This window comes from Streptomyces sp. NPDC031365, from assembly GCF_055569765.1.
Genome location: NZ_JBVIIM010000032.1, coordinates 27,895 through 47,299, shown reverse-complemented (window position 1 = coordinate 47,299; position 19,405 = coordinate 27,895). Strand labels below are relative to the sequence as shown.

The window sequence follows — 19,405 nt, the reverse complement described above, 5'->3', positions numbered from 1 at the left end:
AAAAACAACCCCCCCCCCCCCCCCCCCCCCCCCCCCCCCCCCACCCCCCCCCCCCCCCCCCCCCCCCCCCCCCCCCCCCCCCCCCCCCCCCCCCCCCCCCCCCCCCCCCCCCCCCCCCCACGACGCGTACGACAGGCCGTACATTGCGGGTGCACGCCGTACCGGCGGGCTCTGTGCTCCCGGCGCGGCGGTGTACACGGCCGGTGCGTAGGCACGGATCCGACCGGGTGCCGATCCCCGCGGGTCCGCATCCTGCCGCCGGTGCGGGACCGCTGCGGCCGAGCGGACCGAGGCGGACGCATCTTCGGGCGTCCGTCCGTACCCGGGTCCCGTCCCCGGCCCGGCGCCGGTGTCAGTGGCGTTTGGTAAGAATGCAGGCGTGAGCAGCGAGAACGGACAGCAGGACGGCGGCGCGGAGGGCACGCCGCCCGAGCAGCTCGCGCTCATCCGGGAGAGCGTGCGCAAGGCCAGGGCTCCCCGGGCCAAACCGCGCACCTGGCGGGGCGCCGCCCTCGCCAAGGACCTGCCCGTCGCCCGCGTCCTCGTCGACAAGGGCGTGCTCCATCTCGACCGCTACTTCGACTACGCCGTGCCCGAGGAACTGGACGCCGACGCGCAGCCCGGAGTGCGGGTGCGGGTGCGCTTCGGCGCCGGACGGCACCGGGTGCGCGAGGGCCGGCGCGAGGGCGGCGGACTGATCGACGGGTTCCTCGTCGAGCGGCTCGCCGCATCCGACTACTCGGGGCCCCTGGCGGCGCTGGCCCAGGTCGTCTCACCCGAGCCGGTGCTCGACGAAGAACTGCTGGCGCTCGCCCGCGCGGTGGCCGACCGGTACGCGGGCAGCCTCGCCGACGTCCTCCAGCTCGCCGTGCCGCCGCGCAATGCCCGGGCCGAGCGGCGCCCCTCGCCCGCACCGCTGCCCCCGCCCCCGACGCCCGTACCCGGCTCCTGGGAGCGGTACGAGCAGGGGCCCGCCTTCCTGGAGTCACTGGCCTCAGGCGGCGCCCCCCGGGCCGTGTGGAACGCCCTGCCCGGCCCGCAGTGGAGTGAGGAACTGGCCCGGGCCGTCGTGGCGACCCTGGCCTCCGGGCGCGGCGCGCTGGCCGTCCTGCCGGACGGGCGGGCCGTGGCCCGTGCCGACGCGGCGCTCACCGCACTGCTGGGGAAGGGGCGGCACGCGGTCCTCACCGCCGACGCCGGGCCGGAGAAGCGGTACGCGCAGTGGCTCGCGGTGCGGCGCGGATCCGTACGGGCCGTGATCGGCACGCGGGCGGCGATGTTCGCGCCCGTGCGGGACCTCGGACTGCTCGCCGTCTGGGAGGACGGCGACGACAACCACAGCGAACAGCACGCCCCGCAGCCCCATGCCCGTGAGGTGCTGCTGCTGAGGGCGGCGCAGGACAAGTGCGGCTTCCTGCTGGGCAGCTGGAGCTGCACGGTGGAGGCCGCCCAGCTGGTGGACACCGGCTGGGCCCGGCCGCTGGCCGCCACGAGGGAGCGGGTACGGACCGTCGCGCCCCTGGTGCGGACCGTGGGCGACCAGGATCTCGCCCGGGACGAGGCCGCCCGCGCGGCGCGGCTGCCGACGCTCGCCTGGCAGGCCGTCAGGGAGGGACTGCGGCACGGACCGGTGCTCGTCCAGGTCCCCCGGCGGGGGTACGTGCCGCGGATGGCGTGCGCCGGCTGCCGGGCTCCGGCGCGGTGCCGGCACTGTTCGGGACCGCTCGAGGCACAGGGAGCCGACGATCTGCGGTGCGGATGGTGCGGGCGCGAGGAGGGCGGCTGGCACTGCCCGGAGTGCGGCGGGTTCCGGCTGCGGGCGCAGGTGGTGGGGGCGCGGCGGACCGCCGAGGAGCTGGGCCGGGCCTTTCCCGCGGTCCCGGTGCGGACCTCGGGGCGCGAGCACGTACTGGACACGGTGCCCGGGGCGCCCGCGTTGGTGGTGAGCACGCCCGGGGCGGAACCGGTGGCCGAGGGCGGCTACGCGGCGGCGCTGCTGCTGGACGGATGGGCCATGCTGGGCCGGCCCGATCTGCGGTCCGGTGAGGACGCGTTGCGCCGCTGGATCGGCGCGGCGGCGCTGGTCCGTCCGCAGCCGGCGGGCGGCACGGTGGTGGTGGTCGCCGAGCCGACGCTGCGGCCGGTGCAGGCGCTGGTCCGGTGGGACCCGGTCGGACACGCGGTGCGGGAGCTGGCCGAGCGGGGCGAGCTGGGCTTCCCGCCGGTGTCGCGGATGGCGGCGGTCTCGGGACCGGGCGGGACGGTTGCCGAGTTCCTCCGCGCGGTGGAGCTGCCGGCCAGCGCGGAGATCCTTGGCCCGGTGCCCCTGCCGGTCACGGCCGCCGACCGGTCACGGCGCCCGGGCGCGCCCCCGCCCGGGGAGCACTGGGACCGGGCACTGATCCGGGTGCCGCCCGGCCATGGCGCCGCACTGGCAGCAGCGCTGAAGGCCGCCCAGGCGGCACGGACGGCCCGGGGAGGAAACGACCCCGTGTGGCTGCGCGTCGACCCGCTGGACATCGGCTGAGCGGACCTCACCGACCGTGCGTGTCCGTCCTGGCGGACGCGCCGCGCCCTCCCGGGGGCGGTGCGTCCGGGAGGGCGGGGGAGGGGCGGCTCAGCCGTTGCGCGGGGTGGGGAAGATCGTCGGGCGTGGTTCTTCGCGGAGGGACGGGCTGCCGGCCGTGGGCTGGGTCGGCATGGAGCGGGCCGCGGGGACCGTCGGCACCGGGGAGACGCCGGCGCCCACATTGACCGTGCGGGTGCCCGACGACTCCGGTGTTCGCTCAGCCTCGGCGGTGGCGGTGGCGGTGGCGGTGGCGGTGGCGGCCGGAGCCTGGGCGGCCGCACGGCGGGCGCCGTAACGGCGGTGCACCGCCTGCTTGGTGACTCCGAGCGCGGAGCCCACCGCGTCCCACGAGAAGCCCAGTGAGCGGTCGAAGTCCACGGCCGCCGTGACCAGGGTCTCGACACTGTCCCGCAGCTCCTGGGCGAGACGGACCGTCGGGGCGGGGGCGCGTCCGTACACGACGAAGCCCGTGGAGGGGCCGGAGCGGCGCGGACGGTAGACGTTGCCCAGCTGGGCGGTGAGCGTGCGCAGTGCGTCCACCTGCCGCCGGACCCGCTCGATGTCCCGCACCAGCAAGTGCAGGCTGGCCCGAGCCTGGGCGTCGTGGGTTGCGTGGTCGGCCATGAACAAGCCTCTCGAACCGGCGTTGAAAGGAATGAGCCCACTTACGGGCCCGTTGGTCAACTCTCTCTTGACCAACGCCTGGGCGCTCCGCTGGTCACGGGGAGAGGGCGTGGCGGCATATGCGTACGCCCCCTCGGGGGTGCGCCTCGGCCTTCGGCCCCGGATGTTCTCCCACCCGCGCACCGCCCGTTTCCCGTGGGCCGAGAGGTGGCGTCTTGCCGCGGGGGGTTGCCCGCCGTCTATGGCTGTCCCCGGTGGCTGTCCCCGGCGGGTGCCGTCGGCGCCGGGTCATAGACTGGTGCGCCGCCCCCAGCCGACCCTGCCCGAGAGGCCCAAGCACTCCATGAAGCTCGTCTTCGCCGGCACCCCCGAGGTCGCCGTTCCCGCCCTGGACGCTCTTCTCGCCTCCGGGCGGCACGAGGTGGCCGCCGTCGTCACACGGCCCGACGCTCCCGCCGGCCGGGGACGCAGGCTGATCGCCTCTCCTGTCGCCGAGCGCGCCGAAGAGGCCGGGATCGAGGTGCTGAAGCCGGGCAGGCCCAGGGACCCCGGGTTCCTCGAGCGGCTCAAGGAGATCGCGCCGGACTGCTGCCCCGTCGTCGCCTACGGAGCCCTCCTTCCCGGGGCAGCCCTCGACATCCCCGCCCGGGGCTGGGTCAACCTGCACTTCTCCCTGCTCCCCGCCTGGCGCGGTGCCGCGCCCGTGCAGCACGCCATCATGGCCGGCGACGAGATCACCGGCGCCGCCACCTTCCTCATCGAGGAGGGCCTGGACTCCGGGCCGGTCTACGGCACCGTCACCGAGGAGATCCGCCCCACCGACACCAGCGGCGACCTGCTCACCCGGCTCGCCTTCGCCGGTGCCGGCCTGCTCGCCGCCACCATGGACGGCATCGAGGACGGCACCCTGAAGGCCGTACCGCAGCCCGCCGACGGCATCAGCCTCGCCCCGAAGGTCACCGTCGAGGACGCCCGCGTCGACTGGAACACCCCGGCGCTGCGCGTCGACCGCGTGGTGCGCGGCTGTACCCCCGCGCCCGGGGCCTGGACCACCTTCCGGGGCGAGCGGCTGAAGATCGTGCAGGCCGGCCCCGTACCGGACCTGACCGATCTCGCGCCCGGGCAGCTGTCCGTCGGCAAGAACAACGTGTACGTGGGCACCGCCTCGTACGCCGTCGAGCTGTTGTGGGTGCAGGCCCAGGGCAAGAAGCCGATGCGGGCGGCGGACTGGGCGCGCGGGGTGCGGATCACCGCGGGGGAGACCGTCGGCGCCTGACGCCCCGCGACCCGTACGACGTAGGCTGGACCGCGCACCTCACCCCACACCCGGAGCACCTTTTCGTGAGCGACCAGCCCCGTCGGCCCCGCAAGCCCGCCAAGCCCTACCGCCGGCCCAGGAAGGACCCCGTCCGCGTTCTCGCCTTCGAGGCCCTGCGGGCCGTGGACGAGCGGGACGCGTACGCCAACCTCGTCCTGCCCCCGCTACTGCGCAGGGCGCGCGAGGAGGGCGACTTCGACGCCCGCGACGCCGCCCTCGCCACCGAGCTGGTCTACGGCACCCTGCGCCGGCAGGGCACGTACGACGCGGTCGTCGCGGCCTGTGTCGACCGGCCGCTGCGCGAGGTGGACCCGCCGGTGCTGGACGTGCTGAGCCTCGGCGCGCACCAGCTGCTCGGGACCCGGATCCCGACGCACGCCGCGGTGTCCGCCTCCGTCGAACTGGCCCGGGTGGTGCTCGGCGACGGGCGGGCCAAGTTCGTCAACGCCGTGCTGCGCAAGATCGCGCAGGACGATCTCGACGGCTGGCTGGAGCGGGTCGCCCCGCCCTACGACGAGGACCCCGAGGACCACCTCGCCGTGGTGCACTCGCACCCCCGCTGGGTGGTCTCCGCGCTGTGGGACTCCCTCGGGGGCGGACGTGCCGGGATCGAGGACCTGCTGCGGGCCGACAACGAGCGGCCCGAGGTGACCCTGGTCGCCCGCCCCGGGAGGGCGACGACCACCGAACTGCTCGACGAGGAGGCCGCCGTGCCCGGCCGCTGGTCGCCCCACGCGGTGCGGCTGGCCGAGGGCGGGGAACCGGGCGCCATCCCGGCCGTGGCCGAGGGCCGGGCCGGTGTCCAGGACGAGGGCAGCCAGCTCGTGGCGCTCGCCCTGGCGGGCGCGCCCGTCGAGGGCCGTGACCGGATGTGGCTGGACGCATGCGCCGGCCCCGGCGGCAAGGCCGCACTGCTCGGGGCGCTCGCCGCGGAGCGCGGAGCCGTGCTGCTCGCCGCCGAGAAGCAGCCGCACCGGGCCGGACTGGTGGCCAGGACACTTGCCGGGAACCCCGGGCCCTACCAGGTGATCGCCGCCGACGGGACGCGCCCGCCGTGGCGGCCCGGAAGCTTCGACCGGGTGCTGGTCGACGTACCGTGCACCGGGCTGGGCGCCCTGCGCCGCCGCCCCGAGGCGCGCTGGCGGCGCCGTCCGGAGGACCTGGACGGCTTCGCGCCCCTCCAGCGCGGGTTGCTGCGCACCGCCCTGGAATCCGTACGTGTCGGCGGTGTCGTCGGCTACGCCACCTGCTCGCCGCATCTCGCCGAGACCCGGGCCGTGGTCGCCGACCTCCTCAAGCAGTTCCCGGACGCCGAGCCGATCGACGCCCGGCCGCTGCTGCCCGGTGTACCGGACCTGGGAGAGGGCCCCGACGTACAGTTGTGGCCGCATCTGCACGGGACCGACGCGATGTACCTGGCCCTCATCCGCCGCACCGGCTGATCCCCGCCCGTCCTCGCCGTCCCGGGTCACGATGCCGTGGGCCTCGCGCCACCGGCCAGGAACTGACGGACCCGGCTCGCCCCGCGCGGGTCCTGCCGCCCGTGCCCTCCCGGTGTGCCCGGTTACGGGCCGGCGTCGTGGGTCCCCGCCGCCCGTGCTCGTCTCCTGTTTCCGGTTCGGGGCTGACGGGTGAGGCTCTCGGCCACGTGCCCGGTGCAGGACGCGAGGGCGCCCCGGGAGGGTCGGGCCGCGACGTCGTGGAGTATCGGCCGGCCGTGAGGCGGGCGGCCAGGCCCGGCCGCAGGCGGCGAGCACCGGTTTCCGGACCGGTACCGGTGCGGGCAACCCTCGTAAGGCATGGCAGTCTTGGTCCATGGCCCCGCAGATCAACCCCAGCATCCTGTCCGCCGACTTCGCCCGCCTCGCGGACGAGGCGAAGGCGGTCGAGGGAGCCGACTGGCTCCATGTCGACGTCATGGACAACCACTTCGTCCCCAACCTCACGCTCGGCGTGCCGGTCGTGGAGTCGCTGGCCCGTGCGACGGACACCCCGCTGGACTGCCATCTGATGATCGAGGCCCCCGACCGGTGGGCGCCGCAGTACGTGGAGGCGGGCGCCGGGTCGGTCACCTTCCACGTCGAGGCCGCCGCCGCGCCGGTGCGGCTCGCCCGGGAGATCCGCGCCAAGGGTGCCCGCGCCTCCATGGCGCTGAGGCCGGCGACCCCCATCGAGCCGTACGAGGACCTGCTCCCCGAGCTCGACATGCTGCTGATCATGACGGTTGAGCCCGGCTTCGGTGGGCAGGCGTTCCTCGACATCATGCTTCCGAAGATCCGCCGTACCCGTGAGCTGATCAGCAGGCACGGTCTGGAGCTCTGGCTCCAGGTCGACGGCGGAGTATCGGAGTCCACCATCGAGCGGTGCGCGGAAGCCGGCGCCGATGTCTTCGTCGCGGGTTCCGCCGTGTACGGGGCGTCGGACCCGGCCGAAGCGGTACGTGCATTGCGCAACCAGGCGGAGGCCGCGACGGCGAAGGCATCGTGGGCATGCGACCACTGAGCGTCAGGAACATGAACGGCGCCCAGCGGGGCTGATCGACCGCGCCGGATCTGCAAGGATGAACGGCGAGTCCAGAGTGTGAACAGCAGTGAGGAGATCGCCGTGTCGGGTATGTCGGCGGGCCGGTCAGCCATGCGGATGGGACCCGCTGAGCTGGTGCAGGCGGCGGCCATGGCCCGCCGCTTCTACCTCGAGGGGAAATCCAAGATCCAGATCGCCGAGGAGTTCGGCGTCAGCCGCTTCAAGGTGGCCCGGGTCCTGGAGACGGCCCTCGAACGGGATCTCGTGCGGATCGAGATCCGCGTGCCGGCCGAGCTGGACGCCGAGCGCTCCGACGCGCTCCGCGCCCGCTACGGCCTCAGGCACGCCGTCGTGGTCGAGTCCCCACCCGAGTCCGAGGAGACACCCGACCCCGAGAACCTGGGAGAGGTGGCCGCCGACCTGCTCGGCGAGCTGGTCAACGAAGGGGATGTGCTGGGGCTGGCCTGGGGCCGTTCCACCATCCACATGGCGGCGGCGCTGGACCGGCTGCCGCCCTGCACGGTCGTGCAGCTGACGGGCGTGTACGACGCCGGGACCGCCGAGCGCGGCTCCGTGGAGGCCGTGCGGCGCGCCGCGCAGGTGTCCGGGGGCGACGCCCACCCCATCTACGCGCCGATGCTGCTGCCGGACGCGGCCACCGCTCAGGCGCTGCGCCACCAGACCGGGATCGCGCGGGCCTTCGAGTACTTCGACAAGGTCACCGTCGCCTGTGTCTCCATCGGTTCCTGGGAACCGGGCATCTCGACGGTGCACGACATGCTCAGCGACGAGGAGCGGGCACACTACGCCTCCCTCGGGGTCGCCGCGGAGATGTCCGCCCACCTCTTCGACGCCGAGGGACGCCGGGTGGGCCGGGACCTTGGGGAGCGGTGCATCACGGTCAAGACGGACCAGCTGCGCCGGGTCCCCGAGGTCGTCGCGATCGCGGGCGGACAGCGCAAGGGCCCCGCGATCGACGCCGTACTGCGCTCCGGTCTGGTCACCAGCCTGGTGACGGACACGTCGGCCGCGGACTATCTGATGACGGCGGGACCGACCCCGCGGTCCGCCCTCAACCGCGCGGACCCGGATGGCCCCTGACAGCGGGTGACGCGGGAGCGGGCCTGGCAGCATCGGCCGCATGGTGCTGAGACGGGCCCTGCTCCCGCGTCTCCTGGCCTGCCTGCTCGTCCTGCTCGTCCTGCTGGTCGGCTGCTCGTCCGCCGGCGACGACGGCGGGGTGCCCGCGTGGGCCGAGGGCATGCCCACCGTCCAGGAGGCCGATCTTCCCGCCGAGGCACAGCGCACCCTCGACCTCGTCGACACGGGAGGGCCCTTCCCGTACGAAGAGGACGGCGCCGTCTTCGGCAACTTCGAAGGGTTGCTGCCCCAGCGGGAACACGGCTACTACCTCGAGTACACCGTGCGGACCCCCGGATCGACCGGCCGCGGCGCGCAGCGCATCGTCACCGGCGGGGAGGGCGAGACGTACTACACCGACGACCACTACGCATCGTTCACGGCGGTCCTGAGATGACACCCGAACTCAGCGACCGGCTCGTGGTCGCACTCGACCTCGACGGGGTCACCGACAAGGCGGGCCTGATGGAGCACTGCGCCCGAGCCCTGGAACTGCCCGACTGGTTCGGCCGCAACTGGGATGCCCTGGTGGACTCCCTCGCCGATCCCACGCTGTGGCCCGAGGGCGCCGTGGAGCGCGGGCTGCTCATCGTCGTGCGCGGCTGGCGGGCGTACGCGGCCGCGCGCCCCGAGGAGTGGGCGACCGCCCAGGACGTGTTCGCCGAGGCGGCGGACCGGACCGTCTCCCTCATCGTGGCACTCGCCCTTGGAGGATCCTCCGGACAGGGCTCTGACCAGGCTGGATGATCCGACCGGGGAAGGCGCCCGGGTCGGCATGGGACAATGAAGTACGTGCTCTTCCCCCTGGCTGACCTGTCGGGGGGCCACCTCTGATCGACTGGGATGTGCAGCACGTGCGTTTCCTCAACGACATCCAGCCCGCGTACGACCTGACGTACGACGACGTCTTCATGGTACCGAGCCGCTCCGCGGTCGGCTCGCGGCAGGGCGTGGACCTCAGCTCCCCGGACGGCACGGGAACCACCATCCCGCTCGTCGTCGCCAACATGACCGCCATCGCCGGACGCCGCATGGCCGAGACCGTGGCCCGGCGCGGCGGACTCGTGGTCATACCGCAGGACATCCCGATCGAGGTCGTGACCGAGGTCGTCTCCTGGGTGAAGGGTCGCCACCTGGTACTGGACACGCCGATCGTGCTGGCCCCGCACCAGACGGTCGCCGACGCGCTGGCCCTGCTGCCCAAGCGCGCGCACAACGCGGGCGTCGTCGTCGACGACGGACACCGGCCGGTCGGCGTGGTCACCGACACCGACCTGTCCGGTGTGGACCGTTTCACCCAGCTCGAAGAGGTCATGTCCAAGGACCTGCTCCTCATCGACGCCGACATGGACCCGCGCGAGGCCTTCAACACCCTCGACACCGCCAACCGCCGCTACGCGCCCGCCGTGGACAAGGACGGCCGCCTCGCGGGCATCCTCACCCGCAAGGGCGCCCTGCGCGCCACTCTCTACACCCCGGCCACCGACGCCCGGGGCAGGCTCCGTATCGCCGCCGCCGTCGGTATCAACGGCAATGTGGCGGGCAAGGCCGAGCAGCTGCTGGAGGCGGGCGTGGACACGCTCGTCATCGACACGGCGCACGGCCACCAGGAGTCGATGATCAGTGCCGTCCGGCTGGTGCGCGGTCTCGACCCCCAGGTGCCGGTCGTCGCGGGCAACATCGTCTCCGCCGAGGGCGTCCGCGATCTGATCGAGGCGGGCGCAGACGTCGTCAAGGTCGGCGTCGGGCCCGGCGCCATGTGCACCACCCGCATGATGACCGGCGTCGGCCGGCCCCAGTTCTCCGCCGTCCTGGAATGCGCGGCAGAGGCGAAGAAGTACGGCAAGCACGTGTGGGCCGACGGAGGTGTCCGCCACCCGCGGGACGTGGCGATGGCTCTCGCGGCCGGCGCGTCCAACGTCATGATCGGCTCCTGGTTCGCCGGAACCTACGAGTCCCCGGGCGACCTCCAGCACGACGCGAACGGCCGCCCCTACAAGGAGTCCTTCGGCATGGCCTCCGCGCGTGCCGTACGCAACCGCACCTCCGAGGAGTCCGCCTACGACCGTGCCCGCAAGGCGCTGTTCGAGGAGGGCATCTCCACCTCCCGCATGTTCCTGGACTCCGTCTCCCCCGGAGTCGAGGACCTGATCGACTCGATCATCGCGGGCGTCCGCTCGTCCTGCACCTACGCCGGCGCCGGCTCGCTGGAGGAGTTCGCCGAGAAGGCCGTCGTCGGCATCCAGAGCGCCGCCGGTTACGCCGAGGGCAAGCCGCTGCACGCCAGCTGGAACTGACGGACCCCTCAGGAGCGGGTCGGGTGCGCAACGGCCCGCAACGCCTGCGCAACGAACACCCGCCGCACCCCGAGGAACGCAATGATCTTGCGCTGGTGCTCGGCTCCCTCTTCTGCGGTGTGCTGGCCGCCGCCATCCGCTCGGCCGGCTCGCCGACGCCTCCAGCATCGGCACCCTGTTCGCCTGTGGATGACGGGCAGCCTGTCCACGGCCACGTGGGCGGTCCTCGGTGTCCGGATGGCCGTCGGGCTCGTGTTCTACTTCCTTACGGCTACCGCCGCTCCCGGCTCGCCGCACCGGACACATCAGAAGCGAAGTGAACCACCCGCAGTGCTGAACGATCTCGACGAACGCATCGTGCACGCCCTCGCCGAGGACGCCCGCCGCTCCTACGCGGACATCGGCCAGCTGGTCGGCCTGTCCGCGCCCGCTGTGAAACGGCGGGTGGACCGGCTGCGCGCCACCGGGGCCATCACCGGATTCACCGTACGTGTGGACCCCGCCGCCCTCGGCTGGGAGACGGAGGGGTTCGTCGAGATCTACTGCCGCAGCAACACCTCACCGGAGACCATCCAGCGGGGCCTGGAGCGCTACCAGGAGGTCGTGGCCGCCTCCACCGTCACCGGCGACGCCGACGCGGTCGCCCAGGTCTTCGCCTCCGACATGCGCCACTTCGAACGGGTCCTCGAACGCATCGCGGGTGAGCCGTTCGTCGAGCGGACCAGGTCCGTGCTGGTGCTGTCCCCGCTGCTGCGGCGGTTCTCGTCGGGATCGCCCACGTAGGGAGGCTCGTACCGGCGTACGCTGACTCCACCCTCGACGGCGAAAGCCTCCGGCCGCGTCGAGCGCAGCGGCGACGTCGTGCTGCAGCCGCTCCCCGCCCGGGAGCGGTGAGCGGCGCAGCCCGGGGAAATGCCCGGCAGGAGCCGCCGCGGCCGGACTAGTATGGGTGTCATGACCTGGCGACATTGATCCACCAGCCGAGCCTCCCGAGGCCCGCCTCGGGCGCCGTACGTCCTCCACGTTCGGTGTCCGAACCGCCCCTCCGGGAAGGCCTCATGACTCTCACGCCCACGCGTGCCTCCGACGTCCGCGTGCGACGGCTGACGACCACGCTGTACGGCTACTCGTTCCTCGAAGACTTCATCCTGCTGTACCCGGTGTACGCGCTGCTGTTCAGCGACACCGGCCTGTCCGTCTGGCAGATCTCCTCCCTGTTCGCCCTCTGGTCGGTCACCGGCGTGCTCCTGGAGGTGCCGTCCGGTGCGTGGGCCGACGCCGTCTCGCGCCGGCTGCTGCTGTGGCTCGGCCCCCTGTTGACCGCCACCGGATTCGCCCTGTGGGTGCTGCTCCCGTCGTACGGCGCCTTCGCCCTCGGCTTCGTGCTCTGGGGCGCCGGGGGAGCGCTCGCATCCGGCGCGCTGGAGGCGCTGGTCTATGAGGAGTTGGAACGGCTCGACGCGACGGACCGCTATGCCCGGATCATGGGCCGGGCCAGGGCCGCCGGACTGGTCGCCGTGATGGCGGCGATGGGACTCGCCGGACCCGTGCTCTCCTGGGGTGGTCACACCGCGGTCGGCGCCGCCAGCGTCCTGGTCTGTCTGCTGACGGCCGCCACGGCACTCCGGTTCCCCGAACACCGCACGCCTGCCGACGGGCACGAGACCTGGACCGGAACCCTGCGTGCCGGACTCGCCGAGGCCCGAGCCGACCGGACGGTCCGCGGGGCGCTGCTGCTCGTCCCGGCCGTGAGCGCTGTCTGGGGCGCCCTGGACGAGTACACGCCGCTGCTGGTCCGGGGGACCGGTGTCGCGGACGGGGCGGTGCCCTTCCTGCTCCTGCTGGTCTGGGCCGGCGCCACGGCCGGAAGCCTGCTGGCGGGGGAGGGCGAGCGACTCGGCACGGGTGGTCTCGCCGCCCTGCTGGCCGGCGCCGGTCTCGCCCTGGCCCTCGGCGCCGCGGACGGAACCCCCTGGGGGTTGATCCTGGTCGCCCTCGCCTTCGGCGGCTTCCAGGCGGCGACCGTGCTGGCCGACGCCCGGCTCCAGCGGCGTATCGAGGGCTCCGGGCGCGCCACCCTGACCTCGGTCGCGGGACTGGGCACGGAGCTGGCGACGGTCGCCGTCTTCGGCGCCTACGCGCTGATCGCCTCCGGCAGCGCGCACAGCACGGCCTTCGCCGTCCTCGCGGTGCCCTATGTGGCGACGGCGTTGCTGCTCGTCGGAGGGCGGGCCCGGTCCGCCAAGGCACGGCCGTGACGCCCGTACCGGTCGGAATCGCAGGCTCCCGCGGCCGGTGCTCTCGAATGAGGACAGCGCTCTTGTATGTGGCTGCCACTCTCGAAGGTGAGCGGCGCTCTCCTGTGTGGCTGCCGCTCTCCCCTGCGAGTGAGACTGCCGCCTCCCCATGCGAGCGGTGCTCTCCCATGCGAGCGGTGCTCTCCCAGATGACCGGTACCGGCGCGGGCGCCGCCGTCGTGGCGTCCGGTGCGGCGGCGATGCTGCTCCCGCTGCCGTGTTCGCCGGCCGTACGGGCGTGGGCTGCACGTGCCGTGCCGCGTCCCGGTCGCAGGGCACCCCCGCGGCGCGGTTCGGCGCCCGGGAGGGCTGCCACGGGCACGCGGACGTGGCAGGGTCGGTGTCCCGCCGCAGGGCGGGAACACCCCGCCGGCCCGTGACTTGCGGTCCGCCCCGGCCCTCCGACGACACGCGCGCAACGAATCGCCGCACGCACCCTTCCACACGCAACGAACCGCTCACCGGCGCGCAACGGCTCCCGCTTGTCCGCCCGAGCCGGCCGACCGTACCTTCTTTCTGGCCCCCGAAACCCCCCGCGTACCGGTGAGGAACACGCATGCGCACCGCCCTGCTCCAGAGCTCCGGACAGCCCGGAAACGTCGCCGAGAACCTCAAGGTCCTCGACGAGGCGGCCCGCCGCGCCGCGGCTGCGGGCGCCGGGCTGCTCGTCACCTCGGAGCTGTTCCTGACCGGGTACGCGATCGGCGACGACATCGGCCGGCTCGCCGAACCCGCCGACGGCGACGCGGCCGACGCGATCGCCGAGACCGCAGGCCGGTACGGCCTCGCCGTCGCCTACGGCTACCCCGAACGCGACGGCGACACGGTGTACAACTCCGTCCAGCTCGTCTCCGCCGGCGGTGGCCGCCTCGCGAACTACCGCAAGACCCACCTCTACGGCTGCTTCGAGCAGGACCAGTTCACCGCCGGGGAGCGGACCGTCGTCCAGGCCGAGCTCGACGGTCTCACCATCGGCCTGATGATCTGCTACGACGTCGAGTTCCCGGAGACCGTGCGCGCCCACGCGCTGGCCGGTACCGACCTCCTTGTGGTGCCCACGGCCCAGATGCACCCGTTCCAGTTCGTCGCCGAGTCCGTCGTACCGGTGCGGGCCTTCGAGAACCAGATGTACATCGCGTACGTCAACCGGGTCGGCCAGGAGGGCGAGCTGGAGTTCGTGGGCCTGTCCGCGCTGGCCGCCCCCGACGGAGTCGTCCGCGCCCGGGCCGGCCGCACGGAGGAACTCGTCCTCGGCGACGCCGATCCCGTCCTCCTCGCCGCCTCCCGCGAGAACAACCCGTATCTGCGGGGCCGCCGCCCCGGCCTCTACGGGTCCCTCGTCTGAACCTCCCCTGCTCCACTCCCTGTTCCACCCCCCCCGCAAGGAGTCCGTACCCCATGACGTCCACGGTGCCCAACGCCGTCGAGCACGCCGACGAGCAGCAGCCGCCGATCACCATGTTCGGCCCGGACTTCCCGTACGCGTACGACGACTTCCTCGCCCACCCGGCGGGCCTCGGGCAGATACCGGCGACCGAGCACGGCACCGAGGTCGCGGTCATCGGCGGGGGCCTCTCCGGCATCGTCGCCGCCTACGAACTGATGAAGATGGGCCTCAAGCCGGTCGTCTACGAGGCCGACCGGATCGGCGGGCGGCTGCGGACCGTGGGGTTCGACGGCTGCGACGCGTCGCTGACCGCCGAGATGGGTGCGATGCGCTTCCCGCCGTCCTCCACGGCGCTGCAGCACTACATCGACCTGGTGGGCCTGACCACCCGGCCCTTCCCCAACCCCCTCGCCGAGGTGACGCCCTCGACCGTCGTCGACCTCAAGGGCGAGTCACACTACGCCGAGACCCTCGACGACCTGCCCCAGGTCTACCGTGACGTCGCCGACGCCTGGGCCAGGTGCCTCGAAGAGGGCGCCGACTTCTCCGACATGAACCGTGCCCTGCGCGAGCGGGACGTCCCGCGCATCCGCGAGATCTGGGCGAAGCTGGTCGAGAAGCTCGACAACCAGACCTTCTACGGCTTCCTCTGCGCATCCGAGGCATTCAGGTCCTTCCGGCACCGCGAGATCTTCGGCCAGGTCGGCTTCGGCACCGGCGGCTGGGACACCGACTTCCCCAACTCCATCCTGGAGATCCTCCGGGTCGTCTACACCGAGGCCGACGACCACCACCGCGGCATCGTCGGCGGTTCCCAGCAACTCCCGCTCAGGCTCTGGGAACGCGAGCCGGAGAAGATCGTCCACTGGCCCTACGGCACCTCCCTGAAGACCCTCCACGTGGACGGCGAGCCGCGCCCGGCGGTGACCCGGATGGGCCGCACCACCGGCAACCACATCACGGTGACGGACGCCGAAGGCGACATCCGCACCTACCGGGCGGCGCTCTTCACCGCCCAGTCCTGGATGCTGCTCTCCAAGATCGCCTGCGACGACGCGCTCTTCCCCATCGACCACTGGACCGCGATCGAGCGCACCCATTACATGGAGAGCTCCAAGCTCTTCGTGCCCGTCGACCGGCCGTTCTGGCTGGACGAGGCCGTCGACGACAGGGGGAACCCGACGGGCCGCGACGTCATGTCGATGACGCTCACCGACCGCATGACCCGCGGCACCTATCTGCTCGACGACGGTCCCGACAGACCCGCCGTCATCTGCCTCTCCTACACCTGGTGCGACGACAGTCTGAAGTGGCTGCCGCTGTCCGCGCACGAGCGGATGGAGGTCATGCTCAAGTCGCTCGGCGAGATTTATCCCAAGGTCGACATCAGGAAGCACATCATCGGCAACCCGGTGACCGTCTCGTGGGAGAACGAGCCCTACTTCATGGGCGCGTTCAAGGCCAACCTCCCCGGCCACTACCGTTACCAGCGGCGCCTGTTCACCCACTTCATGCAGGAGGAGCTGCCGGCGGACAAGCGGGGCATCTTCCTCGCCGGTGACGACATCTCCTGGACGGCCGGCTGGGCCGAGGGCGCCGTCCAGACCGCGCTGAACGCGGTCTGGGGCGTCATGCACCACTTCGGCGGCGAGACCGACCCGACCAACCCGGGCCCCGGCGACGTCTACGACGAGATCGCACCCGTCGAACTCCCCGAGGACTGAGCCCGCCCGGATCTCCGCGGCCCGCGGCCGGGAACGGCCGGATCAGTCGGACAGCGGGGTGAGGAGCATGCGCCCGGCGAAGCCCACCGCCGTGTCCAGCCGCTGGGTGAACTCCCCGGCGACGTCGGGCAGCCCGCGCAGCGCCCACAGGGCGCGGGCCGCCGTCCAGGCGGCGTCCCGGGCGCGTTCCAGGCTCCAGGCGCCGAGCAGATGGGTCAGCGGATCGGCGATCCGCAGCAGGTCGGGGCCCGGTGTCAGCTCCTCGCGGATGCGTTCCTCCAGCGAGAGCAGGAGCTCGCCCACCCGGTCGAACTCGTCCTCCAGGTCGACAGGCTGGCAGGCCAGCGTACGACAGGTGTCCACGACGGACAGCGCGAGATCGTGACCGATGTGCGCGTTGATGCCCGCCAGGGCGAACTGCAGCGGGCGTACCCCCGGATGGCGGCGGAACGCGAACAGCGGACGCCAGCAGGCCGGTGGCAGCCGCTCCTCGGACACCGCGTCGACCGCGGCCAGATAGCGCTCCGCGAACCGCACGTCCAGCGCGATCGCCGCCGTGGTGTCCGTGAACCGGCCGGCGTCGATGCGCCGGTCCACGGCCTCGGTCACGGCGAGGTAGACACGGTTGAAGACCGCGACCCCGTCCCGGGCGGGCAGGACCGCGTCGAGGGCGCGCATCCGGGAGATGACCCCGTCCACGGGGGTGAGGACTTGTTCGCATTGCGCCATGAGCGCAGAGTTGCACCTTTAGGGTGGCGCCAGTGGCGGCGGGCCCGACGCTTCCCCGGAACGGGGGAACGCTTCCGCCGCGGGGGAGGGGGGGAGCAGTACTGTGTCAGGCCCGCGTACCCAGCGCCTGTCCGCGCTCAGAGCCGAGCGCCGCCGTGCCGCCCGGCGCGGAACGATGGTCGCGGTGGCGTCCGTCGTGGTCGCGGTCGGCACCGCCACCGGCATGATCTCCGCGGTCGGCGATGGACGCGGTGCGGACGAGGCCCGGCCCGAAGTGTCCGCCGCCCCGCGCCTGGAACCGCTGCCCGCCGTGCCGTCACCCTCCCCGTCGGTGACCAAGTCCCCGTCGCCCAAGGCCAGTCCGAAGAAGAAGGCGAGCCCGAAACCGTCCGCGTCCCGGACCGGGAAGAAGCGGCAGACCACCCCGCTGCCCACCCGTCTGTACCGCCATTCCGAGAGCCGGGTCCTGGACTGGGTGCGGGCCAACCCCGACGACCCGCGCCGCGCGGTCATCGAGTCCCGGATAGCCGACCAGCCCGCGGCCGTGTGGTTCGCCGACTACTCCCCGGACTCGATCACGTCCCGGGTACGCGCGGTGGCGTCCGGCGGCGCCGCGCAGGGCCGGACGCCGGTCCTGGTGCCGTACACGATTCCCGGCCGCGACTGTGGCGGGCACTCCCAGGGCGGAGCCCCCGGTCCGGGTGCCTACGACGCCTGGATCGACCGCTTCGCCGCAGGTCTCGGCAGGGGTGAAGTCATCGTGATACTGGAACCCGACTCGGTCGCCCAGGCCGCATGCCTCACCGCGGGACAACGCGCCGACCGCTTCGCCTCGCTGGCCCGCGCGGGACGGGTACTCAAGGAGGCCAACCCCCGGGCCCGCGTCTACTTCGACGCCGGGCACTCCGGCTGGAACGCGCCCGCCCAGCAGGCCGGCTGGCTGCGGCAGGCCGGAGCCGCCTCGGCCGCCTCCTCGGACGGCGTCTTCAGCAACGTCTCCAACTTTCACAGCACGGCCGACGAGACCGCCTACGACCGTGCCGTGCTCGACGCCCTCGGCGGCCCGTCGGGCCTCGGTGCCGTCATCGACACCAGCCGCAACGGCAACGGCGCCCCGGGGGACGGCGAGTGGTGCGACCCCGCCGGCCGCAAGCTGGGCCGGACCCCGACGCTCAGCACCGGCGAGGCCGGGATCCACGGCTATCTGTGGGTGAAGCTCCCCGGTGAGTCGGACGGCTGCGAGGGAGCGCCGGGCACCTTCACCCCGTCGTACGCCTACGACTTGGCGCGCTGATCCCCCTCGGCGCCGCCCGTGTCGTAGGAGGACGTGCCCTCGTCGAGCAGCGGCTCCTGCGTCTTGAGGTGGGCGGGCGCGAAGGCGCGCAGCGCGTGGTAGCCGGTGATGACCACCAGTGTGCCGAGTGCGATACCGCTCAGCGAGAAGGTGTCGGTGAACTGCATCGAGACGTTGCCGACGCCGATGATGATGCCGGCCGCGGCCGGTACGAGGTTCAGCGGATTGCGCAGATCCACCTTGGCGTTGATCCAGATCTGGGCACCGAGCAGGCCGATCATGCCGTAGAGGATCACGGTGATCCCGCCGAGCACCCCGCCAGGGACGGCCGCCACGACCGCGCCGAACTTCGGGCAGAGACCGAACAGCAGGGCGAAACCGGCGGCGGCCCAGTACGCGGCCGTGGAGTAGACCCGGGTCGCGGCCATGACGCCGATGTTCTCGGAGTAGGTGGTGTTCGGCGGGCCGCCGACGGCGGTGGACAGCATGGAGCCGACGCCGTCGGCGGAGATGGCCGTGCCGAGCTTGTCGTCGAGGTTGTCCCCGGTCATCTCGCCGACCGCCTTGACGTGCCCCGCGTTCTCGGCGATCAGCGCGATGACCACCGGCAGGGCGACCAGGATCGCCGACCACTCGAAGGAGGGGCCGTGCAGGGCCGGCAGGCCTATCCAGTCCGCCTGGCCGACGGCGGACAGGTCCAGACGCCAGTGGTCGGTGACCTTGCCGCTCGCGTCCGCCGAGTGGATCTGTCCGAAGACCCGGTCGAGGGCCCAGGACAGGACGTACCCGAAGATCAGCCCCAGGAAGATCGCGATCCGGGACCAGAAGCCGCGCAGACAGACCACGGCCAGACCGGTGAACAGCATCACGAACAGGGCGGTCCACTGGTCCTGCGGCCAGTAGGTGGAAGCGGTCACCGGTGCCAGGTTGAAGCCGATCAGCATCACCACCGCGCCGGTCACGATCGGCGGCATCGCCGCGTGGATGATCCGCGCACCGAAGCGCCGCACCGCGAGACCCACCAGGAACAGCGCGGCCCCGACCACGAACACCGCGCCGGTGACGGTGGCGCTGGACCCGCCCTGGGCCCGGATGACCGCGGCGACGCCGACGAAGGAGAGCGAACAGCCGAGGTAACTGGGCACCCGTCCGCGGGTCGCCAGCAGGAAGACGATCGTCGCGACACCCGACATCATGATCGCCAGGTTGGGGTCGAGACCCATGAGCACCGGAGCGACGAAGGACGCCCCGAACATCGCCACGACGTGCTGGGCCCCCAGGCCCGCGGTGCGGGGCCACGAGAGCCGTTCGTCGGGGCGGACCACCGCGCCCGGGGCCGGGGTGCGTCCGTCGCCGTGCAGTGTCCAGCGGACGCCGAGATCCATGAGCTGTCGCTTTCGTCGTTCGGCCAGCGTGTCCGGACCATTGTGAGGGCTGGTCAGGAGTGCTCCGTACAGCTGACCGGGAGCGACGGGTTCGGCTGAGCGTCTGCTTAGTATGAGG

16 protein-coding genes are annotated in these 19,405 nt (G+C 72.9%); 13 read left to right on the top strand and 3 right to left on the bottom strand.

Features of this window, described 5'->3' with window-relative positions:
* Window positions 1–379 precede the first annotated feature (379 nt).
* Window positions 380–2,527 carry a primosomal protein N' gene (locus ACZ5C2_RS32550; RefSeq protein ID WP_468799406.1) on the top strand — a complete coding sequence of 716 codons (2,148 nt, stop codon included), beginning with the start codon at window positions 380–382 and terminating at the stop codon, window positions 2,525–2,527.
* 90 nt (window positions 2,528–2,617) lie between these two features.
* Here the strand turns inward: ACZ5C2_RS32550 and ACZ5C2_RS32545 are convergent, their stop codons facing one another.
* Window positions 2,618–3,193 (bottom strand): hypothetical protein, encoded by a 576-nt coding sequence (locus ACZ5C2_RS32545; RefSeq protein ID WP_468799404.1) that lies wholly within the window; start codon window positions 3,191–3,193, stop codon window positions 2,618–2,620.
* Window positions 3,194–3,536: 343 nt separating this feature from the next.
* On the opposite strand from ACZ5C2_RS32545, the gene fmt reads away from it, so the two are divergent.
* From fmt to ACZ5C2_RS32490, 11 genes are all read left to right on the top strand, one after another.
* A complete protein-coding gene (gene fmt / locus ACZ5C2_RS32540; RefSeq protein WP_468799482.1) occupies window positions 3,537–4,469 on the top strand; it encodes a methionyl-tRNA formyltransferase in 933 nt (310 codons plus the stop codon).
* 65 nt (window positions 4,470–4,534) lie between these two features.
* Entirely contained in the window at window positions 4,535–5,953 is a 1,419-nt protein-coding gene (locus tag ACZ5C2_RS32535) for an RsmB/NOP family class I SAM-dependent RNA methyltransferase (protein ID WP_468799402.1), read from the top strand.
* A 373-nt stretch (window positions 5,954–6,326) separates the two neighbouring features.
* On the top strand, window positions 6,327–7,013 hold the full coding sequence (gene rpe / locus ACZ5C2_RS32530; RefSeq protein ID WP_468799400.1) for a ribulose-phosphate 3-epimerase: 687 nt from the start codon (window positions 6,327–6,329) through the stop codon (window positions 7,011–7,013).
* A 78-nt stretch (window positions 7,014–7,091) separates the two neighbouring features.
* Complete coding sequence (locus ACZ5C2_RS32525; RefSeq protein ID WP_468799398.1) at window positions 7,092–8,135, top strand: sugar-binding transcriptional regulator; 1,044 nt, start codon at window positions 7,092–7,094, stop codon at window positions 8,133–8,135.
* 40 nt (window positions 8,136–8,175) lie between these two features.
* The gene (locus tag ACZ5C2_RS32520; RefSeq protein WP_468799396.1) at window positions 8,176–8,571 is read left to right on the top strand and encodes a guanyl-specific ribonuclease; all 396 of its coding nucleotides are present in this window, start codon (window positions 8,176–8,178) and stop codon (window positions 8,569–8,571) included.
* Complete coding sequence (locus ACZ5C2_RS32515; RefSeq protein WP_468799394.1) at window positions 8,568–8,921, top strand: barstar family protein; 354 nt, start codon at window positions 8,568–8,570, stop codon at window positions 8,919–8,921. Before ACZ5C2_RS32520 ends, ACZ5C2_RS32515 begins: the two co-directional genes overlap by 4 nt.
* Window positions 8,922–9,028: 107 nt before the next feature.
* Window positions 9,029–10,471: a GuaB1 family IMP dehydrogenase-related protein gene (locus ACZ5C2_RS32510; RefSeq protein WP_468799480.1), complete on the top strand. Its 1,443-nt coding sequence runs from the start codon at window positions 9,029–9,031 to the stop codon at window positions 10,469–10,471.
* Between the two features lie 330 nt (window positions 10,472–10,801).
* Window positions 10,802–11,254: an Lrp/AsnC family transcriptional regulator gene (locus tag ACZ5C2_RS32505; protein ID WP_468799392.1), complete on the top strand. Its 453-nt coding sequence runs from the start codon at window positions 10,802–10,804 to the stop codon at window positions 11,252–11,254.
* 275 nt (window positions 11,255–11,529) lie between these two features.
* A complete protein-coding gene (locus ACZ5C2_RS32500; RefSeq protein ID WP_468799390.1) occupies window positions 11,530–12,729 on the top strand; it encodes an MFS transporter in 1,200 nt (399 codons plus the stop codon).
* Window positions 12,730–13,324: 595 nt separating this feature from the next.
* A complete protein-coding gene (locus tag ACZ5C2_RS32495; RefSeq protein ID WP_468799388.1) occupies window positions 13,325–14,113 on the top strand; it encodes a carbon-nitrogen hydrolase family protein in 789 nt (262 codons plus the stop codon).
* 53 nt (window positions 14,114–14,166) lie between these two features.
* Window positions 14,167–15,879: a flavin monoamine oxidase family protein gene (locus ACZ5C2_RS32490; protein WP_468799386.1), complete on the top strand. Its 1,713-nt coding sequence runs from the start codon at window positions 14,167–14,169 to the stop codon at window positions 15,877–15,879.
* Window positions 15,880–15,921: 42 nt separating this feature from the next.
* On the opposite strand, the gene ACZ5C2_RS32485 is transcribed toward ACZ5C2_RS32490, so the two are convergent.
* Window positions 15,922–16,608 carry a DUF5995 family protein gene (locus tag ACZ5C2_RS32485; protein ID WP_468799384.1) on the bottom strand — a complete coding sequence of 229 codons (687 nt, stop codon included), beginning with the start codon at window positions 16,606–16,608 and terminating at the stop codon, window positions 15,922–15,924.
* A 175-nt stretch (window positions 16,609–16,783) separates the two neighbouring features.
* Here ACZ5C2_RS32485 and ACZ5C2_RS32480 point away from each other — a divergent pair, with 175 nt between their 5' ends.
* Window positions 16,784–17,902, top strand: coding sequence for a glycoside hydrolase family 6 protein (locus tag ACZ5C2_RS32480; RefSeq protein WP_468799478.1), 1,119 nt, complete (start codon window positions 16,784–16,786; stop codon window positions 17,900–17,902).
* Here ACZ5C2_RS32480 and ACZ5C2_RS32475 read toward each other — a convergent pair.
* Window positions 17,884–19,287 carry a uracil-xanthine permease family protein gene (locus ACZ5C2_RS32475; protein WP_468799382.1) on the bottom strand — a complete coding sequence of 468 codons (1,404 nt, stop codon included), beginning with the start codon at window positions 19,285–19,287 and terminating at the stop codon, window positions 17,884–17,886. The two genes, ACZ5C2_RS32480 and ACZ5C2_RS32475, sit on opposite strands and share 19 nt — an antisense overlap.
* Window positions 19,288–19,405 lie beyond the last annotated feature (118 nt).

Coding starts and splice junctions, on each gene's coding strand:
- ACZ5C2_RS32545 (WP_468799404.1), bottom strand. CDS start 3,193: ATGGCCGACCACGCAACCCACGACGCCCAGGCTCGGGCCAGCCTGCAC.
- fmt (WP_468799482.1), top strand. CDS start 3,537: ATGAAGCTCGTCTTCGCCGGCACCCCCGAGGTCGCCGTTCCCGCCCTG.
- rpe (WP_468799400.1), top strand. CDS start 6,327: ATGGCCCCGCAGATCAACCCCAGCATCCTGTCCGCCGACTTCGCCCGC.
- ACZ5C2_RS32520 (WP_468799396.1), top strand. CDS start 8,176: ATGGTGCTGAGACGGGCCCTGCTCCCGCGTCTCCTGGCCTGCCTGCTC.
- ACZ5C2_RS32515 (WP_468799394.1), top strand. CDS start 8,568: ATGACACCCGAACTCAGCGACCGGCTCGTGGTCGCACTCGACCTCGAC.
- ACZ5C2_RS32500 (WP_468799390.1), top strand. CDS start 11,530: ATGACTCTCACGCCCACGCGTGCCTCCGACGTCCGCGTGCGACGGCTG.
- ACZ5C2_RS32495 (WP_468799388.1), top strand. CDS start 13,325: ATGCGCACCGCCCTGCTCCAGAGCTCCGGACAGCCCGGAAACGTCGCC.
- ACZ5C2_RS32490 (WP_468799386.1), top strand. CDS start 14,167: ATGACGTCCACGGTGCCCAACGCCGTCGAGCACGCCGACGAGCAGCAG.
- ACZ5C2_RS32485 (WP_468799384.1), bottom strand. CDS start 16,608: ATGGCGCAATGCGAACAAGTCCTCACCCCCGTGGACGGGGTCATCTCC.
- ACZ5C2_RS32480 (WP_468799478.1), top strand. CDS start 16,784: ATGGTCGCGGTGGCGTCCGTCGTGGTCGCGGTCGGCACCGCCACCGGC.
- ACZ5C2_RS32475 (WP_468799382.1), bottom strand. CDS start 19,287: ATGGATCTCGGCGTCCGCTGGACACTGCACGGCGACGGACGCACCCCG.